This is a genomic window from Luteimonas sp. YGD11-2 (genome assembly GCF_004118975.1).
GTDB classification, from domain to species: Bacteria; Pseudomonadota; Gammaproteobacteria; order Xanthomonadales; family Xanthomonadaceae; genus Luteimonas; species Luteimonas muca.
The window spans coordinates 1,778,173-1,791,658 of sequence record NZ_CP035376.1; the positions used below are offsets into that span (position 1 = coordinate 1,778,173).

Annotated in this window: 14 protein-coding genes; 13 read left to right on the forward strand and 1 reads right to left on the reverse strand. The window is 70.0% G+C overall.

The window, feature by feature from the left end; all coding sequences use genetic code 11:
• Positions 1-6: 6 nt before the first annotated feature.
• The 13 genes from ERL55_RS08065 (at position 7) to chrA (ending at position 12,453) form a co-directional block, all read left to right on the forward strand.
• Positions 7-339 (forward strand): hypothetical protein, encoded by a 333-nt coding sequence (locus tag ERL55_RS08065; protein WP_129135957.1) that lies wholly within the window; start codon positions 7-9, stop codon positions 337-339.
• 22 nt (positions 340-361) lie between these two features.
• On the forward strand, positions 362-1,147 hold the full coding sequence (locus ERL55_RS08070; RefSeq protein WP_129135958.1) for an SDR family NAD(P)-dependent oxidoreductase: 786 nt from the start codon (positions 362-364) through the stop codon (positions 1,145-1,147).
• Positions 1,148-1,164: 17 nt separating this feature from the next.
• A complete protein-coding gene (locus ERL55_RS08075) occupies positions 1,165-2,586 on the forward strand; it encodes an aldehyde dehydrogenase (protein ID WP_129135959.1) in 1,422 nt (473 codons plus the stop codon).
• An 18-nt stretch (positions 2,587-2,604) separates the two neighbouring features.
• Positions 2,605-3,279, forward strand: a complete 675-nt coding sequence (gene can / locus ERL55_RS08080; RefSeq protein WP_129135960.1) for a carbonate dehydratase — start codon at positions 2,605-2,607, stop codon at positions 3,277-3,279.
• Positions 3,272-3,709, forward strand: coding sequence for a RidA family protein (locus tag ERL55_RS08085; RefSeq protein ID WP_129135961.1), 438 nt, complete (start codon positions 3,272-3,274; stop codon positions 3,707-3,709). The genes can and ERL55_RS08085 overlap by 8 nt, the downstream gene beginning before the upstream one ends.
• A 58-nt stretch (positions 3,710-3,767) precedes the next feature.
• On the forward strand, positions 3,768-4,331 hold the full coding sequence (locus ERL55_RS08090) for a 3-hydroxyanthranilate 3,4-dioxygenase (RefSeq protein WP_129135962.1): 564 nt from the start codon (positions 3,768-3,770) through the stop codon (positions 4,329-4,331).
• Positions 4,332-4,473: 142 nt separating this feature from the next.
• Positions 4,474-5,499, forward strand: a complete 1,026-nt coding sequence (locus tag ERL55_RS08095) for an amidohydrolase family protein (protein WP_129135963.1) — start codon at positions 4,474-4,476, stop codon at positions 5,497-5,499.
• A 78-nt stretch (positions 5,500-5,577) separates the two neighbouring features.
• Positions 5,578-6,870, forward strand: coding sequence for a kynureninase (kynU, locus tag ERL55_RS08100; protein WP_129135964.1), 1,293 nt, complete (start codon positions 5,578-5,580; stop codon positions 6,868-6,870).
• Positions 6,867-8,234, forward strand: a complete 1,368-nt coding sequence (locus tag ERL55_RS08105; protein ID WP_129135965.1) for an NAD(P)/FAD-dependent oxidoreductase — start codon at positions 6,867-6,869, stop codon at positions 8,232-8,234. The genes kynU and ERL55_RS08105 overlap by 4 nt, the downstream gene beginning before the upstream one ends.
• Positions 8,235-8,344: 110 nt before the next feature.
• Positions 8,345-9,787 (forward strand): exodeoxyribonuclease I, encoded by a 1,443-nt coding sequence (sbcB, locus tag ERL55_RS08110; RefSeq protein WP_129135966.1) that lies wholly within the window; start codon positions 8,345-8,347, stop codon positions 9,785-9,787.
• 82 nt (positions 9,788-9,869) lie between these two features.
• Complete coding sequence (locus tag ERL55_RS08115; RefSeq protein ID WP_129135967.1) at positions 9,870-10,556, forward strand: DUF2461 domain-containing protein; 687 nt, start codon at positions 9,870-9,872, stop codon at positions 10,554-10,556.
• Positions 10,557-10,638: 82 nt separating this feature from the next.
• Complete coding sequence (locus ERL55_RS08120) at positions 10,639-11,181, forward strand: DUF2939 domain-containing protein (protein ID WP_164972152.1); 543 nt, start codon at positions 10,639-10,641, stop codon at positions 11,179-11,181.
• A 60-nt stretch (positions 11,182-11,241) separates the two neighbouring features.
• Positions 11,242-12,453, forward strand: a complete 1,212-nt coding sequence (chrA, locus tag ERL55_RS08125; RefSeq protein ID WP_206733293.1) for a chromate efflux transporter — start codon at positions 11,242-11,244, stop codon at positions 12,451-12,453.
• A 31-nt stretch (positions 12,454-12,484) separates the two neighbouring features.
• Here the strand turns inward: chrA and ERL55_RS08130 are convergent, their stop codons facing one another.
• Positions 12,485-13,441 (reverse strand): 5'-nucleotidase, encoded by a 957-nt coding sequence (locus ERL55_RS08130; protein WP_129135969.1) that lies wholly within the window; start codon positions 13,439-13,441, stop codon positions 12,485-12,487.
• Between the last annotated feature and the right edge of the window lie 45 nt (positions 13,442-13,486).

A 13,486-nucleotide genomic window follows, 5' to 3' on the forward strand; every position in this document is an offset into this window, starting at 1 on the left:
GAATCCATGCACGAGATCCGCGACCCCGCCGGGGAACATACCTATGACGAGTGGTGGCTGGCGACCCTTGGCCGCACGGTGGTCTGGGCGCGGTTGCGCGTGCGCGCTGGCGGCACCGCCGAGGTGTTCGACAGCGACGGCAATACGCTGGCCTACGACAGCGAGGACACCGCGCGGGCGGCGCTGCTGGATGCGGAATTCGTCGGCTACGACGGCCTCGACGAGGACGACGCGCTGGCACGCGGGTTCTCGCTCGAAGAGCTTGCCCCGCCGCAGGCCGGCGACGACGACCAGTTGCGCCCGCTGATGGTGCGCCGGCTGGCCGCCGGGAACGCCTGACCCACCTGCGCCGGAGCTTGCGATGGACCTCGACCTCACCGGCAAGCACGCGCTCGTCTGCGGCGGTTCGGAAGGCATCGGCCGCGCCGCGGCGCATGAACTGGCCCTGCTCGGTGCCACGGTGACCGTACTGGCGCGGCGCGAGCAGGCGCTGCGTGCGGTCGTCGATGCGCTACCCGCGACCCACCGCCAGCAGCACGGCTGGTGCGTCGCCGACGTGGCCGATACGTCGGGCCTGCAGGCAGCGCTGCAACAGCGGCTGGCGCAGCGCCCCGTCGACATCCTGGTCAACAACACCGGCGGCCCGCCGGGTGGCAGTGCCCACGAGGCCGCGGTGGATGCCTATCTCGATGCGTTCCGCCGCCACCTGGTGGCCGGGCAGACACTGGTGCAGGCGGTCCTGCCGCACATGCGCGAACGCCGCTGGGGCCGCATCGTCAATGTCGTCTCGACCTCGGTGCGCGAGCCCATCGCAGGCCTCGGGGTCTCCAATACCGTGCGCGGCGCGGTCGCGGGCTGGGCGAAGACGCTCTCGCGCGAGCTCGCCGCCGACGGCATCACCGTCAACAACGTGCTTCCCGGTTTCACCGAGACCGGGCGCATCGACCAGATCGTTCGCGACCGCGCGGCCCGCGAAGGCCGCGACGAGGCCGACGTCCGCGCGGAGATGGCCGCCGGGGTGCCGGCACGCCGCTTCGCCCGGCCGGAAGAGACCGGCGGCGTCATCGCCTTCCTGTGCTCGCCGGCCGCGGCCTATGTCAACGGCGTCAGCCTGGCGGTCGACGGCGGGCGGATGGCGTCGATCTGACGGCGTAAGCTGTGCGCATGCTGCGCTACCAACACCTCATCGGCGGGCAGCCGCACGGCTCGGAGCACTGGCTCGAAGTCGCCGACCCGGCGCGCGGTCTCGCCTATGCGGAGGTCGCCGACGGCAGTGCCGGGGACGTGCACGCCGCCGTTGAAGCGGCGTCCGGCGCGTTCCCGGAGTGGAGCGGCTGGCCGGCCGAACGGCGCGCACGCTGCCTTGAACGGCTGGCGGACGCGGTGGAAGCGCGCCTCGACGATTTCGCCCACGCCGAAGCCCGCGATGGCGGCAAGCCCTTCGCGCTGGCACGCGATGCGGAGATTCCGCGCGCGATCGCCAACCTGCGCTTCTTCGCCCATGCCGCCACCCAGTTCGCCAGCGAGTGCCACCACGGCCAGGCCGGGCTGAACTACACGCTGCGGCTGCCGCTGGGCGTGGTCGCCACGATCTCGCCGTGGAACCTGCCGCTGTACCTGTTCACCTGGAAGATCGCGCCGGCGCTGGCCGCGGGCAACACGGTGGTGGCGAAGCCCTCCGAGATCACCCCCGCCACTGCCACCATGCTGGGCGAACTGCTGCATGGGGCCGGCTTTCCCGATGGCGCGCTCAACATCGTCCACGGCCGCGGCGCGGTGGTGGGCGAAGCACTGGTGTCGCACCCGCAGGTGCGTGCGATCTCGTTCACCGGCAGCACCGCGGTGGGCCGGCGGATCGCGGCGATCGCGGCGCCGATGCTGAAGAAGCTGTCGCTCGAGCTCGGCGGCAAGAACGCCACGCTGGTGTTCGCCGACAGCGACTGGGAAGACCAGCTCGACACCATCGTGCGCTCGACCTTCCAGAACAGCGGGCAGATCTGCCTGTGCGGCTCGCGCCTGCTGGTGGAGCGCGCCATCTGGCACCGCTTCCGCGATGCGCTGGTCGCACGCGTAGGCGAACTGGTGCCCGGCGACCCGATGGATCCCGATGCGCGCATGGGCCCGCTGGTGTCGCAGGTGCACTTCGACAAGGTGATGGCCGCCATCGCGCGCGCGCGCGACGAGGGTGCGCAGGTCCTGTGCGGCGGGCATGCGCTCGACCGCCCGGGCTGGTTCGTCGCGCCGACGCTGTTCGAAGGCCTGGGTGCCGATACCGCGACCAATCGCGAGGAGATCTTCGGCCCGGTCGCCACCCTGCAACCCTTCGACGATGATGCCCACGCACTGGCGTTGGCCAATGCCTGCGACTACGGGCTTGCCGCCAGCGTGTGGACGCGCGATCTCGCCCGTGCCCACCGGATGGCGGCGGAGCTGCGCGTCGGCATCGTCTGGATCAACAGCTGGCTGGTGCGCGACCTGCGCACGCCGTTCGGCGGCACCGGGCAATCGGGCGTGGGCCGCGAGGGCGGCATGGAGGCCATGCGCTTCTTCACCGAACCGAAGAACGTGAGCCTGCCCTACGGATGACTCTGGAATAATCCGCGCATGGGCGAACTCGACAACCTCCTGCAACGCAACCGCGACTGGGCCGAACGCGTTTCCCGCGACGACCCGGGCTTCTTCCACCGTCTGTCCACTCAGCAGACCCCGCGCTACCTGTGGATCGGCTGTTCCGATTCGCGCGTACCGGCCAACCAGATCCTCGGGCTGGACCCGGGCGAGGTGTTCGTCCACCGCAACATCGCCAACGTGATGTCGCATGGCGACCTCAACGCGCTCTCGGTGATCCAGTTCGCGGTCGACATCCTCAAGGTCGAGCACATCCTGCTGGTCGGCCACTACGGCTGTGGCGGCGTGCATGCGGCGATGACCGGCACCCGCCTGGGCCTGGCCGACAACTGGCTGCGCCACGTCGGCGACCTCACCAAGAAGCACGCACCGCTGCTGGCATCCGTCAGCGACCCCTCGCTGCGCCATGCACGCATGTGCGAACTCAATGCGATCGAGCAGGCGTTCAACGTGTGCGAGACCACCGTGGTCCAGGACGCCTGGGCGCGCGGCCAGCGACTGACCGTGCATGGATGGGTCTACGCGCTGGGCGATGGCCGCGTGCGCGAGCTGTCGATGGACGTCAGCGCACCGGAGGCGCTGGCACCCGCCTACGCCAGGGCAGTGGCCGAGGTGGCCGACGTCGCGGCGCGTGGCCGGCGCGATGACTGACGTCGTCCACGCCGGTGCCGCACCGCGCCCGGTCGGGCGCTATCCGCATGCGCGACGGGTCGGCGACCTGCTGTTCCTGTCCGGCATCGGTCCGCGCGACCCGCGCACCGACTCGGTTCCCGGCAACGTGTTCGACGACGAGGGCCAGCTGGTCGCCCACTACATCACCGCGCAGACGCGCGCGGTGTTCGCCAACGTGCGCGCGGTGCTCGAAGCCAGCGGCGCGCGCTGGGAGGATCTTGTCGACGTGACCGTCTACCTGACCGACATGGCCGGCGATTTCGCCCGCTACAACGCGGTGTGGGCCGAAGCGTTCCCGGATCCGGCCACCGCGCCCTGCCGCACCACCCTCGGCATCACCGCGCTGCCCACACCGATCGCCATCGAACTGAAATGCATCGCCGCGGTCACACCGCGCACCCCGGCATAGGCCTGCCCATCGCAGGCGCGTCATCCTGGCGCGTGCCGCTCCATGTGGAGGATTCCCGATGATTCCCGCACCGCTGAACTTCCAGAAGTGGATCGAGGACAACCGCCACCTGCTGAAGCCGCCGGTGGGCAACAAGTGCATCTACGACGGTGACTTCATCGTCATGGTCGTGGGCGGTCCGAACGCTCGCACCGACTACCACTACGAGGACGGCCCGGAGTGGTTCTACCAGCTCGAAGGCGAGATGGTGCTGCGCATCCAGGATCACTCTGATGGGGAGCCGGGCCGGGTACGCGACATCCCGATCCGCGCCGGCGAGACCTTCCTGCTGCCGCCGCGCGTACCGCACTCGCCGCAGCGTGGCGAAGGTTCGATCGGGATCGTCATCGAGCGGCGCAGGCTGCCGCACGAGGACGATGGGCTGATGTGGTTCTGCGTGCAGTGCAACGCGAAGCTGTACGAGGAGTTCTTCCACCTCACCGATATCGAGCAGGACTTCTTCCGGGTGTTCGAGGCCTTCTACCGCAGCGACGACCTGCGCACCTGCAAGGCATGCGGGCATCTCAATCCGCGGCCCACGCGTTACGAGATGCAGGCGGATTCGCAGGCCGATATCACCTGAGTCCCCCCGGGTGTGCTGCCACGCCGCGCACGAGCCGTAGCCCGACCACGGTTTGATCGTCGACGGGGCCGTCGGGCGCGCAGGGTCGGTGAGCCGGCCGCCCGGGTCGCCCGCCCGGTCGGCCTCGTCTACGATGACCGCCATGCTCAAGATCGACATCCACGCCCACTACCTGCCGCGCGACTGGCCCGACCTCGCCCGCAAGTACGGCGACGCGCGCTTCCCGGTGATCCACCACACCCCGGATGGGCGCCACCGCATCTACAAGGACGGCAGGTTCTTCCGCGAGATCTGGTCGAAGACCTGGGACGCGCAGGAGCGCATCGACGACTTCGCGCGCTTCGGCGTGCAGGTGCAGGTGATCAGCACGGTGCCGGTGATGTTCAGCTACTGGGCGCGACCGCAGCACGCGCTGGAGCTGCACCAGGCGCTCAACGACCACATGGCGCAGACCTGCCGGGACTTCCCGCGCCATTACGCCGGCATCGGCACGGTGCCGCTGCAGTCGCCGCGGCTGGCGGTGCAGGAACTCGAACGCTGCATCGACCAGCTCGGCCTGCAGGGCGTGCAGATCGGCTCGCACGTGCAGCTGTCCGACGGCCAGCACTGGAACCTCGATGCACCGGAACTGTTCCCGTTCTTCGAGGCCGCGGCCGATCTCGGCGCGGCGATCCTCGTGCATCCGTGGGACATGATGGGCACCGACACCATGCCCAAGTACTGGTTGCCGTGGCTGGTCGGCATGCCGGCCGAGCAGTCGCGTGCGGCCTGCTCGCTGGTCTTCGGTGGCGTGCTGGAGCGCCTGCCGAAGCTGAAGATCTGCATGGCCCATGGCGGCGGCAGCTTCCCGTACACGATCGGCCGCATCGAGCATGGCTTCAACATGCGCCCGGACCTGGTCGCCACCGACAATCCGCACAACCCGCGCGGCTACCTCAAGCGCATGTACTTCGATTCCTGGGTGGCCGACCCGCACGCGCTGCGCTACCTCATCGATACCTGCGGCATCGACCGGGTGATGCTGGGAACGGACTATCCATTCCCGCTTGGTGAACAGACCCCGGGCACGGGGATCGCCGAACTCGGACTCGACGCGGAAGGACAGGCGCGGCTCTACCACGGCACCGCACTCGAATGGCTCGGCCTGCCGCTGTCGCGGTTCGCATAACCTGCGCACCAGCCCCGATGCCACCGCTGATCGTTGCCGACCAGCATCGACCACGGCCAATCCCGTTCCGGAACCCCGATGACCGATCTTCTTTCCAGCAGCCACGCCACGGCGCTCGACGCGGCCGACCCGCTCTCCGCCCTGCGCGCCGAATTCCACCTGCCACGCCATGGCGAGGGTGAGCAGGCCTATTTCGTCGGCAACTCGCTGGGCCTGCAGCCGCGCGGCGCGCGCGCCCACGTGGAGGAGGTTCTCGACCAGTGGGCACGGATCGCCGTCGAAGGTCACTTCCGCGGACCCGCACAGTGGATGACCTACCACGAGCTGGTGGCGGAGCCGTTGTCATCGGTCGTGGGCGCGGAGCCGGCCGAAGTGGTGGCGATGAACTCGCTGACCGCCAACCTGCACCTGCTGATGGTGAGCTTCTACCGGCCGACTGCCGAACGACCGGCGATCCTGATCGAGGCCGGCGCGTTTCCTTCCGACCGCCATGCAGTGGCCTCGCAGATCCATTTCCACGGCTTCGACCCGGCCACCGACCTGATCGAGGTCGAGCCCGACCTGCCCGGCGGCACGCTGTCGACGGCGGCCATCGCCGCGGCCATCGAGCGCCACGGCCCGCGGCTGGCGCTGGTGCTGTGGCCGGGCGTGCAGTACCGCACCGGGCAGGCCTTCGATCTTGCGGAGATCGCGCGCCTCGGCCATGCGGCTGGCGCGGTCGTCGGTTTCGATCTTGCGCATGCGGTCGGCAACCTGCCGTTGCGCCTGCACGATGCCGACGCCGACTTCGCGGTGTGGTGCCACTACAAATACCTCAACAGCGGGCCGGGCGCGGTGGGCGGTGCCTTCGTGCACGCACGCCACGCACGCGCCGACCACCCCCGCTTTGCCGGCTGGTGGGGACATGACAAGGCCACACGATTCCGCATGGGCCCGGAGTTCGTGCCCACGCCCGGTGCCGACGGCTGGCAACTCAGCAATCCGCCCATCCTCGGGCTGGCGCCGCTGCGCGCCTCGCTGGACCTGTTTGCCCGCGCCGGCATGGATGCGTTGCGTGCGCGCTCGGAGCGCCTGACCGGCTACCTGGAATCGCTGGTGCGCGGCCATCTCGACGACGCGCTGGAGATCGTCACCCCCGCGGACCCGGCGCAGCGTGGCTGCCAGCTGTCGCTGCGCGTGCGTGCCGGTCGCGATGCGGGGCGCGCGCTGTTCGAGCATCTCGCCGCTAGCGGCGTGCTCGGTGACTGGCGCGAGCCCGACGTGATCCGGATCTCTCCGGCCCCGCTCTACAACTCGCATGCCGACGTGCTGCGCTTCGCTCGTAGCGCGCTGGCCTGGCGCGACGGACGTGCGCCGGGGGACGCGCCGTGAAGCCGGCCGCGGGCCAGCGCATCGTGATCGTCGGCGCTGGCCTGGCGGGTGCGCTGCTGGGCGCCCTGCTCGCCCGCCAGGGCTGGCAGGTGGATCTGTACGAGAAGCGCGGTGATCCGCGGCGACAGGGTTATGCCGGCGGCCGCTCGATCAACCTGGCGCTGGCCGAACGGGGCCGGCACGCCCTGCGCCAGGCCGATGCCGACGACGCGGTGATGCGCCAGGCGGTGATGATGCGCGGGCGCATGGTGCATTTCGCCGACGGCAGCCAGCAGCTGCAGCGCTATGGCCGCGACGATTCCGAAGTGATCTGGTCGGTGCACCGCGGCGACCTCAACGTCACCCTGCTCGGCATCGCGGAAGACGCGGGCGCGCGGGTGCATTTCGACAGCCGCCTCGACGGTGTCGACTTCGATGCGCGCGAGGCGCGCTTCGTCGACGACCGCGATGGCAGCCTCAACCGCGTGGTTTTCGACGCGGTGATCGGCGCCGATGGTGCCGGCTCGGCGCTGCGTGCGGCGATGACGGACGTCATCGACCTCGGCGAACGGGTCGAGCCCCTGGGCCATTCCTATCGCGAGCTGGAGATCCCGCCGGCCGATGACGGCGGCTTCCGCATCGAGCCCAATGCGCTGCACATCTGGCCGCGTGGCGACTACATGTGCATCGCCCTGCCCAACGACGAACGCACCTTCACCGTCACGCTGTTCATGCCCAACACCGGCAATCCCGGCTTCGACACGGTGCGCACGCCGGCACAGGCGCGTGCGCTGTTCGAGCGCGACTTCGCCGATGCGCTGGCGCTGATCCCGGACCTCGAAGCCGACTGGCAGGCCAACCCGGTGGGCATGCTGGCCACGCTGTACCTCGACCGCTGGGCGCTGGACGGCCGTGCGGTGCTGATGGGCGATGCCGCGCACGCGATGGTGCCGTTCCACGGCCAGGGCATGAACTGCGCGTTCGAGGACTGCGTGTCGCTGGCGCGGCATATCGGCAGCGCCGACTCGTTCGAGGCCGCGTTCGCCGCCTTCGAGGCCGAGCGCAAGCCGAACGCCGAGGCCATCCAGCACATGGCGCTGGAGAACTACTACGAGATGCGCGACCGCGTCGACGATGCCGACTACCTGCTGCAGCGCGCACTCGAACTGGTGCTGCAGGAACGCCATCCCGGCCGCTTCGTGCCTCACTACGCGATGGTGACCTTCATGCGCATCCCGTACCGCGTGGCGCTGGAGCGCAGCGAGGTGCAACGCCTGCTACTGGCCGAGGCAACAGCGGGCATCGAGTCGCTCGACGCCATCGACTGGGCGATGCTCGATTCACGCGTGCGTGAACGCCTGGCCGCGCTGGACCCGGAGCGCTGATGTCGCCAAGCCTTCTCTTCCACGATCGCGCCAGGTGCACGCTCCGACGCGATTGAAACGATGCCGTCGCCACGGCCGATACCAGTGACTCGCCAGGACCACCGCTTTTCATGTCATCCAGCTTTCTTTTCTACGATCTCGAAACCTTTGGCAGCGATCCGCGGCGCACGCGCATTGCCCAGTTCGCGGCCATCCGCACCAACGAGCTCCTGGAGGAAATCGAAGCGCCAATCGACCTGCTGGTACGGCCCGCCGATGACCTGCTGCCATCGCCCGGCGCCACCCTGGTCACCGGCATCGAGCCGCAACGCGCGCTGCGCGACGGCATGCGCGAGGCCGACGCCTTCGCGCTGATCCATGAAGCGATGGCGCAGCCGCGCACCTGCAGCGTCGGCTACAACTCGCTGCGCTTCGATGACGAGTTCATCCGCTGCGGGCTGTACCGCAACTTCCACGACCCCTACGAGCGGGAGTGGCGCGGCGGCAACTCGCGCTGGGACCTGCTCGACGTGATGCGCCTCGCCCATGCGCTGCGGCCCGACGGCATCATCTGGCCACGCCGCGACGACGGCGCCACCTCGTTCCGGCTCGAACACCTGGCCGCTGCCAACGGCGTGCGCATCGGCGACGCCCACGAGGCGGTGTCCGACGTGCGTGCGCTGATCGGCATGGCGCGCCGCCTGCGCGAATCGCAACCGCGGCTGTGGGACTATGCGCTGCGCCTGCGCGACAAGCGCCATGCGGCCTCGCTGCTCGATACGGTGGCGATGCAGCCGGTGCTGCATGTCTCGCAACGTTATCCGGCCTCGCGGATGTGCGCGGCCGCGGTACTGCCGCTGACGCGCCATCCGCGTATCGACGGTCGCGTGATCGTGTTCGACCTCGAAGGCGAACCGGAACGCCTGCTCGACCTCGATCCGGCGGAGATCGCCGACCGCCTGTACACCCCGGCGCGCGACCTGCCCGAAGGCGAGACGCGTATCCCGCTCAAGGAAGTCCATCTCAACCGCTGCCCGTCGCTGGTGGCCTGGCGACATCTCACCGATGCCGACCGCGAGCGCCTGTGCATCGACGATGCGCTGGTGCAGGCGCGCGCGCAGCGGCTGCGCGACGCCGGACCCGCGCTGGCCGAGAAGGTGCGGCGTGTGTACGCCCAGCAGGCCGAGCGCGCGGCATCCGACGCCGACGGCGCGATCTACGACGGCTTCCTCGGCGATGGCGACCGCAAGCGCTGCGCCGAGGTGCGCGCGACGCCGCCCGACCAGCTGGGCACGCGCACGTCCGGTTTCCAGGACCCACGGCTGGACGAGCTGCTGTTCCGCTACCGCGCGCGCAACTGGCCGGAACATCTGGACGCCGGCGAGCGCGTGCGCTGGGACGCCTACCGCCGCCAGCGCCTTGCCGAGGGCAGCGAGCTGTCGGAACACTCGCTACCGGGATTCTTCGCCGAGATCGCGCAGATGCGCCAGGCCCATGCCGGCGACGGCCGGGTGCAGGTGCTGCTCGACCGGCTGGAGGCATGGGGCCGTGGGATCGAGGTGTCGCTCGGTTAGCTCCGCGCCGCACCGGCCGGCAGTGAAGCGGCGTTCGGCAGTGCCACCCTAGAATGCCCGCACACCCACGTCGCGGTCGCCAATGCCCGCCTATTTCTCCGACCGCTCCTTCCGGTTCCTGCACAGCCTCGCGCGCCACAACGAGCGCGAGTGGTTCCACGCCCACAAGGCGGAGTACGAAGCGCATGTGCGCGAGCCGTTCCAGCATCTGCTGGGCGACCTGCAGCCGGATCTCGCCGCGGTCAGCCTGCAGTTCCGCGCCGATCCGCGGCCGGTCGGCGGCTCGCTGTTCCGCATCAACCGCGATACCCGCTACGCCAACGACAAGTCGCCCTACAAGCGCTGGCAGGGCGCGAAGCTGTTCCATGCGCGCCACCGCGAGGTGCCGGCACCGTCCTGGTACATCCACCTGCAGCCCGGGGAGAATTTCCTCGCCGCCGGCATCTGGCATCCGGAAACGCCGGTGCTGCGGCAGATCCGCCAGTTCCTCGTCGACAACCCGCAGGGCTGGGGTCGCGCCGCGCACGATCCTGCGCTATGCCGTCGCTGGAGCCTGTCGGCCGACGACATGCTGGTCCGGGTGCCGCGCGGTTATCCCGACGACTTCGACTACCGCGACGACCTGCGCCGTCGCAACTTCGTCATCCTGCGCCCGCTCGACGATGCCACCATGGCCGGGCCGCGGCTGCGCCAGACCATCGCCCGCGAGCTCGCCGCGACCGCGCCGTTCATGGATTACCTGTGCGCCGCGCTGGACCTGGAGTTCTGATGTCCGCCTTCCCCTCCACAGGCCCGACCACCGCACCCACACCGCACCATGCAGCCGCGGCCGGCTGCCATGGAGGATCGACATGAGGCGCACGCGGTGGCTGCCGTGGGCGGTGCTCGCGATCGTACTGGCGGTGCTGGCCTACGTCGTCGCCGGGCCGTGGCTGACCATCCGTGGCATCGAACAGGCGATCCGCGACGACGACACCCGCGCCCTCGCCCGCCAGGTGGATTTCCCCGCCCTGCGCGCCAATCTCCGCGCCCAGGCCGAAGACCACATCGCGAGGGAGTACGGCGATCGCGCCCAGGCCAACGTGTTCGGACGGCTTGGCCTGCGGGTCGCCAGCGGGCTGGCCGGTGGCATGGTCGATGCCATGGCCACGCCGGTGGGGCTGGCGGCACTGATGGAGGGCCGGCGTGTGTGGTCGCGCCTCGACGGCTCGCCACCCGCGCGCAGCCTCGACGAAAGCCAGCGCCCGCAGCCGTTCCGCGACGCGCGCTACCGCTACGAATCGACGTCGCGCTTCACGGTGACCATCGAAGACGAAGGTGCCCGGCCGATGGTGTTCGTGCTGACCCGCAAGGGCCTGCACTGGCGGCTTTCGGATATCCGCGTCTCGCCGTGAGCGTTGCCGCATCCACCGGGGACCGGATACGGAAGCGCCCTGCACGCCGGCCATGAGACCGTGAACCTCCCGACCCGCTCGGCTGCACAGGCGTCATCGCTGGAGGTGTTTGGCATCTTCCTCCTGCTGGGCCTCACGTCGTTCGGTGGGCCGATCGCGCACCTGGCCTACCTGCGCCGGGAGTTCGTCGAGCGCCGCCGCTGGCTCGACGACGAGCGGTTCGCCCAGTTGATGGCCGTATGCCAGTTCCTGCCAGGCCCTGCCAGCAGCCAGCTGGGATTCGCCATCGGCCTCGATCGTGCCGGCTGGACCGGCGCGCTGGCCGCGTTCGTGGGTTTTACCCTGCCCTCGGCACTGCTGATGTTCGCGCTGGCCGTGCTTGCGCCGATGCTCGCACCGCACGCCGTGACCGGAAGCATCGTGCAGGGGCTGAAGATCGTCGCGGTTGCGGTGGTCGCCCACGGCCTGCTGGGCATGGCGCGATCGCTCGTGCCGGATGTCGCCCGCGCCGCCATCGCCGTGAGCGCGGTGGCACTCGTGCTGTTGACGGGCGGTGCCTGGAGCCAGTTGTCCGCGGTGGTGCTGGGGGCGATGCTGGGCCTTGTCTTCTGCGCGCACGTCCGCGGCCCTGCGACCACCGGCCAACGCTGGCATGTCGGACACCGCGCCGCGCTTGCCTGCCTGCTGGCCTTCGCCGCGCTCCTCGGGCTGGCGCTGTCCATGCCGCTGTCGCCCTCGCCGGGTGTACCCGGCCTGCTCGCTGCGTTCTACCGGACAGGTGCGCTGGTCTTCGGCGGCGGCCACGTCGTGCTGCCATTGTTGCAACAGGCCGTGGTCGAGCCGGGCTGGATGGATGCGGATGCGTTCATCACCGGGTATGGCGCGGCACAGGCGTTGCCAGGACCGATGTTCGCGCTGTCGGCCTACCTCGGTGCGGGGATCGACGCCGGGCTTCCCCCGGCCGCCTCGGCGGGCCTGGCCCTGGTCGCGATCTTCCTGCCGGGATTCCTGCTGGTGACCGCCACCCTGCCGGGTTGGACGCGCCTGCTCGCCCGCCCGGCGGCGGCCAGGGTGGTTGCCGGCATCAATGCCGCCGTGGTGGGCCTGCTCGCGGCAGCGCTGTACGACCCGCTGTGGGTGACGGCGATCCATGGCGTTGCGGATCTGGTGATTGCCGTGGGCGCATTCGCACTGTCGCTGACCGGTCGGGTCGCGGTGCCCTGGGTCGTGCTGTTCTGTGTGGTCGCGGCCGTGCTCACCGGCGCGGCCTGAGGCGTCCGGGCAGTGTGTGGCGGGTAGCCGTCTACTTCGCAGCGGGAACCCTGGGGAGGTTCGATATCCCGTGGGGTACATGGCCGGCGGTGACGTGCTGGCGCGCGGAATCGATGTTGTGCAGGGAATCGTCGAAGAAGATGTCGGCGCCGAAGGCTTCCAGGAACGGGCCCTTCGGCCGGCCGCCGAGGAACAGTGCCTCGTCCAGGCGCACGCCCCACTCGCGCAGCGTGCGGATGACGCGCTCGTGTGCCGGCGCCGAGCGCGCGGTGACCAGCGCGGTGCGGATCGGCGCATCCGGCCCTGCGGGAAACGCCTCCTGCAGATCGTGCAGGGCGGACAGGAAACCGCGGAACGGACCGCCCGAAAGCGCCTCGCGGGCGCGTTCGCGCTCGTGGCGATGGAAGGCCTCGATGCCGCTTTCCTGCGACACCCGCTCGCCCTCGTCGCCGAAGATCACCGCGTCGCCATCGAAGGCGATGCGGATCTGCGCGCGCGCACTGGTGGCGGCTTCGCCCGCCCGCGCCGGCGGCGGCAGCGCGGCGCTGGGCAGGATGGTCGCGGCGGCGATGCCATCGGCAAGCGCCCGGCGGACCGATTCCGGGTTCGCCGACAGCAGCAGCTGCGCACCGAACGGCCGGATATACGGCCAGGTCGGCTCGCCCGAGGTGAACGTCGCGCGCGAGATCGGCAGCCCGTGGTGCTGGATCGAGTTGAAGATCCGCAGCCCGGTATCGGCCGAATTGCGCGACAGCAGGATCACCTCGACGTGGGGCGCATCCGGCGGCGCGGATTCGTTGAGCGCGAGCAGCTTGCGCACCAGCGCGAAGGCGATGCCCGGAGGCAGGATGTCGTCCTCGTGGGCGCGCTGGTAGTTCGAGTACGCCTCGATGCCTTCCTCCTCGAACAGCGCATGGCTGTCCTCGAGGTCGAACAGCGCCCGCGACGAGATGGCGATGGTGAGCGTGGAGACGGATGGGATCGACATGCGCGGATTATGCGGCCCGTGCGGCGCATGCCGTGAGACGCGACG

Bases quoted from the DNA above. Each gene is read 5' to 3' on its own strand.
- ERL55_RS08065 (WP_129135957.1), top strand. From the start codon at position 7: ATGCACGAGATCCGCGACCCCGCCGGGGAACATACCTATGACGAGTGG.
- ERL55_RS08070 (WP_129135958.1), top strand. From the start codon at position 362: ATGGACCTCGACCTCACCGGCAAGCACGCGCTCGTCTGCGGCGGTTCG.
- ERL55_RS08075 (WP_129135959.1), top strand. From the start codon at position 1,165: ATGCTGCGCTACCAACACCTCATCGGCGGGCAGCCGCACGGCTCGGAG.
- can (WP_129135960.1), top strand. From the start codon at position 2,605: ATGGGCGAACTCGACAACCTCCTGCAACGCAACCGCGACTGGGCCGAA.
- ERL55_RS08085 (WP_129135961.1), top strand. From the start codon at position 3,272: ATGACTGACGTCGTCCACGCCGGTGCCGCACCGCGCCCGGTCGGGCGC.
- ERL55_RS08090 (WP_129135962.1), top strand. From the start codon at position 3,768: ATGATTCCCGCACCGCTGAACTTCCAGAAGTGGATCGAGGACAACCGC.
- ERL55_RS08095 (WP_129135963.1), top strand. From the start codon at position 4,474: ATGCTCAAGATCGACATCCACGCCCACTACCTGCCGCGCGACTGGCCC.
- kynU (WP_129135964.1), top strand. From the start codon at position 5,578: ATGACCGATCTTCTTTCCAGCAGCCACGCCACGGCGCTCGACGCGGCC.
- sbcB (WP_129135966.1), top strand. From the start codon at position 8,345: ATGTCATCCAGCTTTCTTTTCTACGATCTCGAAACCTTTGGCAGCGAT.
- ERL55_RS08115 (WP_129135967.1), top strand. From the start codon at position 9,870: ATGCCCGCCTATTTCTCCGACCGCTCCTTCCGGTTCCTGCACAGCCTC.
- ERL55_RS08120 (WP_164972152.1), top strand. From the start codon at position 10,639: ATGAGGCGCACGCGGTGGCTGCCGTGGGCGGTGCTCGCGATCGTACTG.
- ERL55_RS08130 (WP_129135969.1), bottom strand. From the start codon at position 13,441: ATGTCGATCCCATCCGTCTCCACGCTCACCATCGCCATCTCGTCGCGG.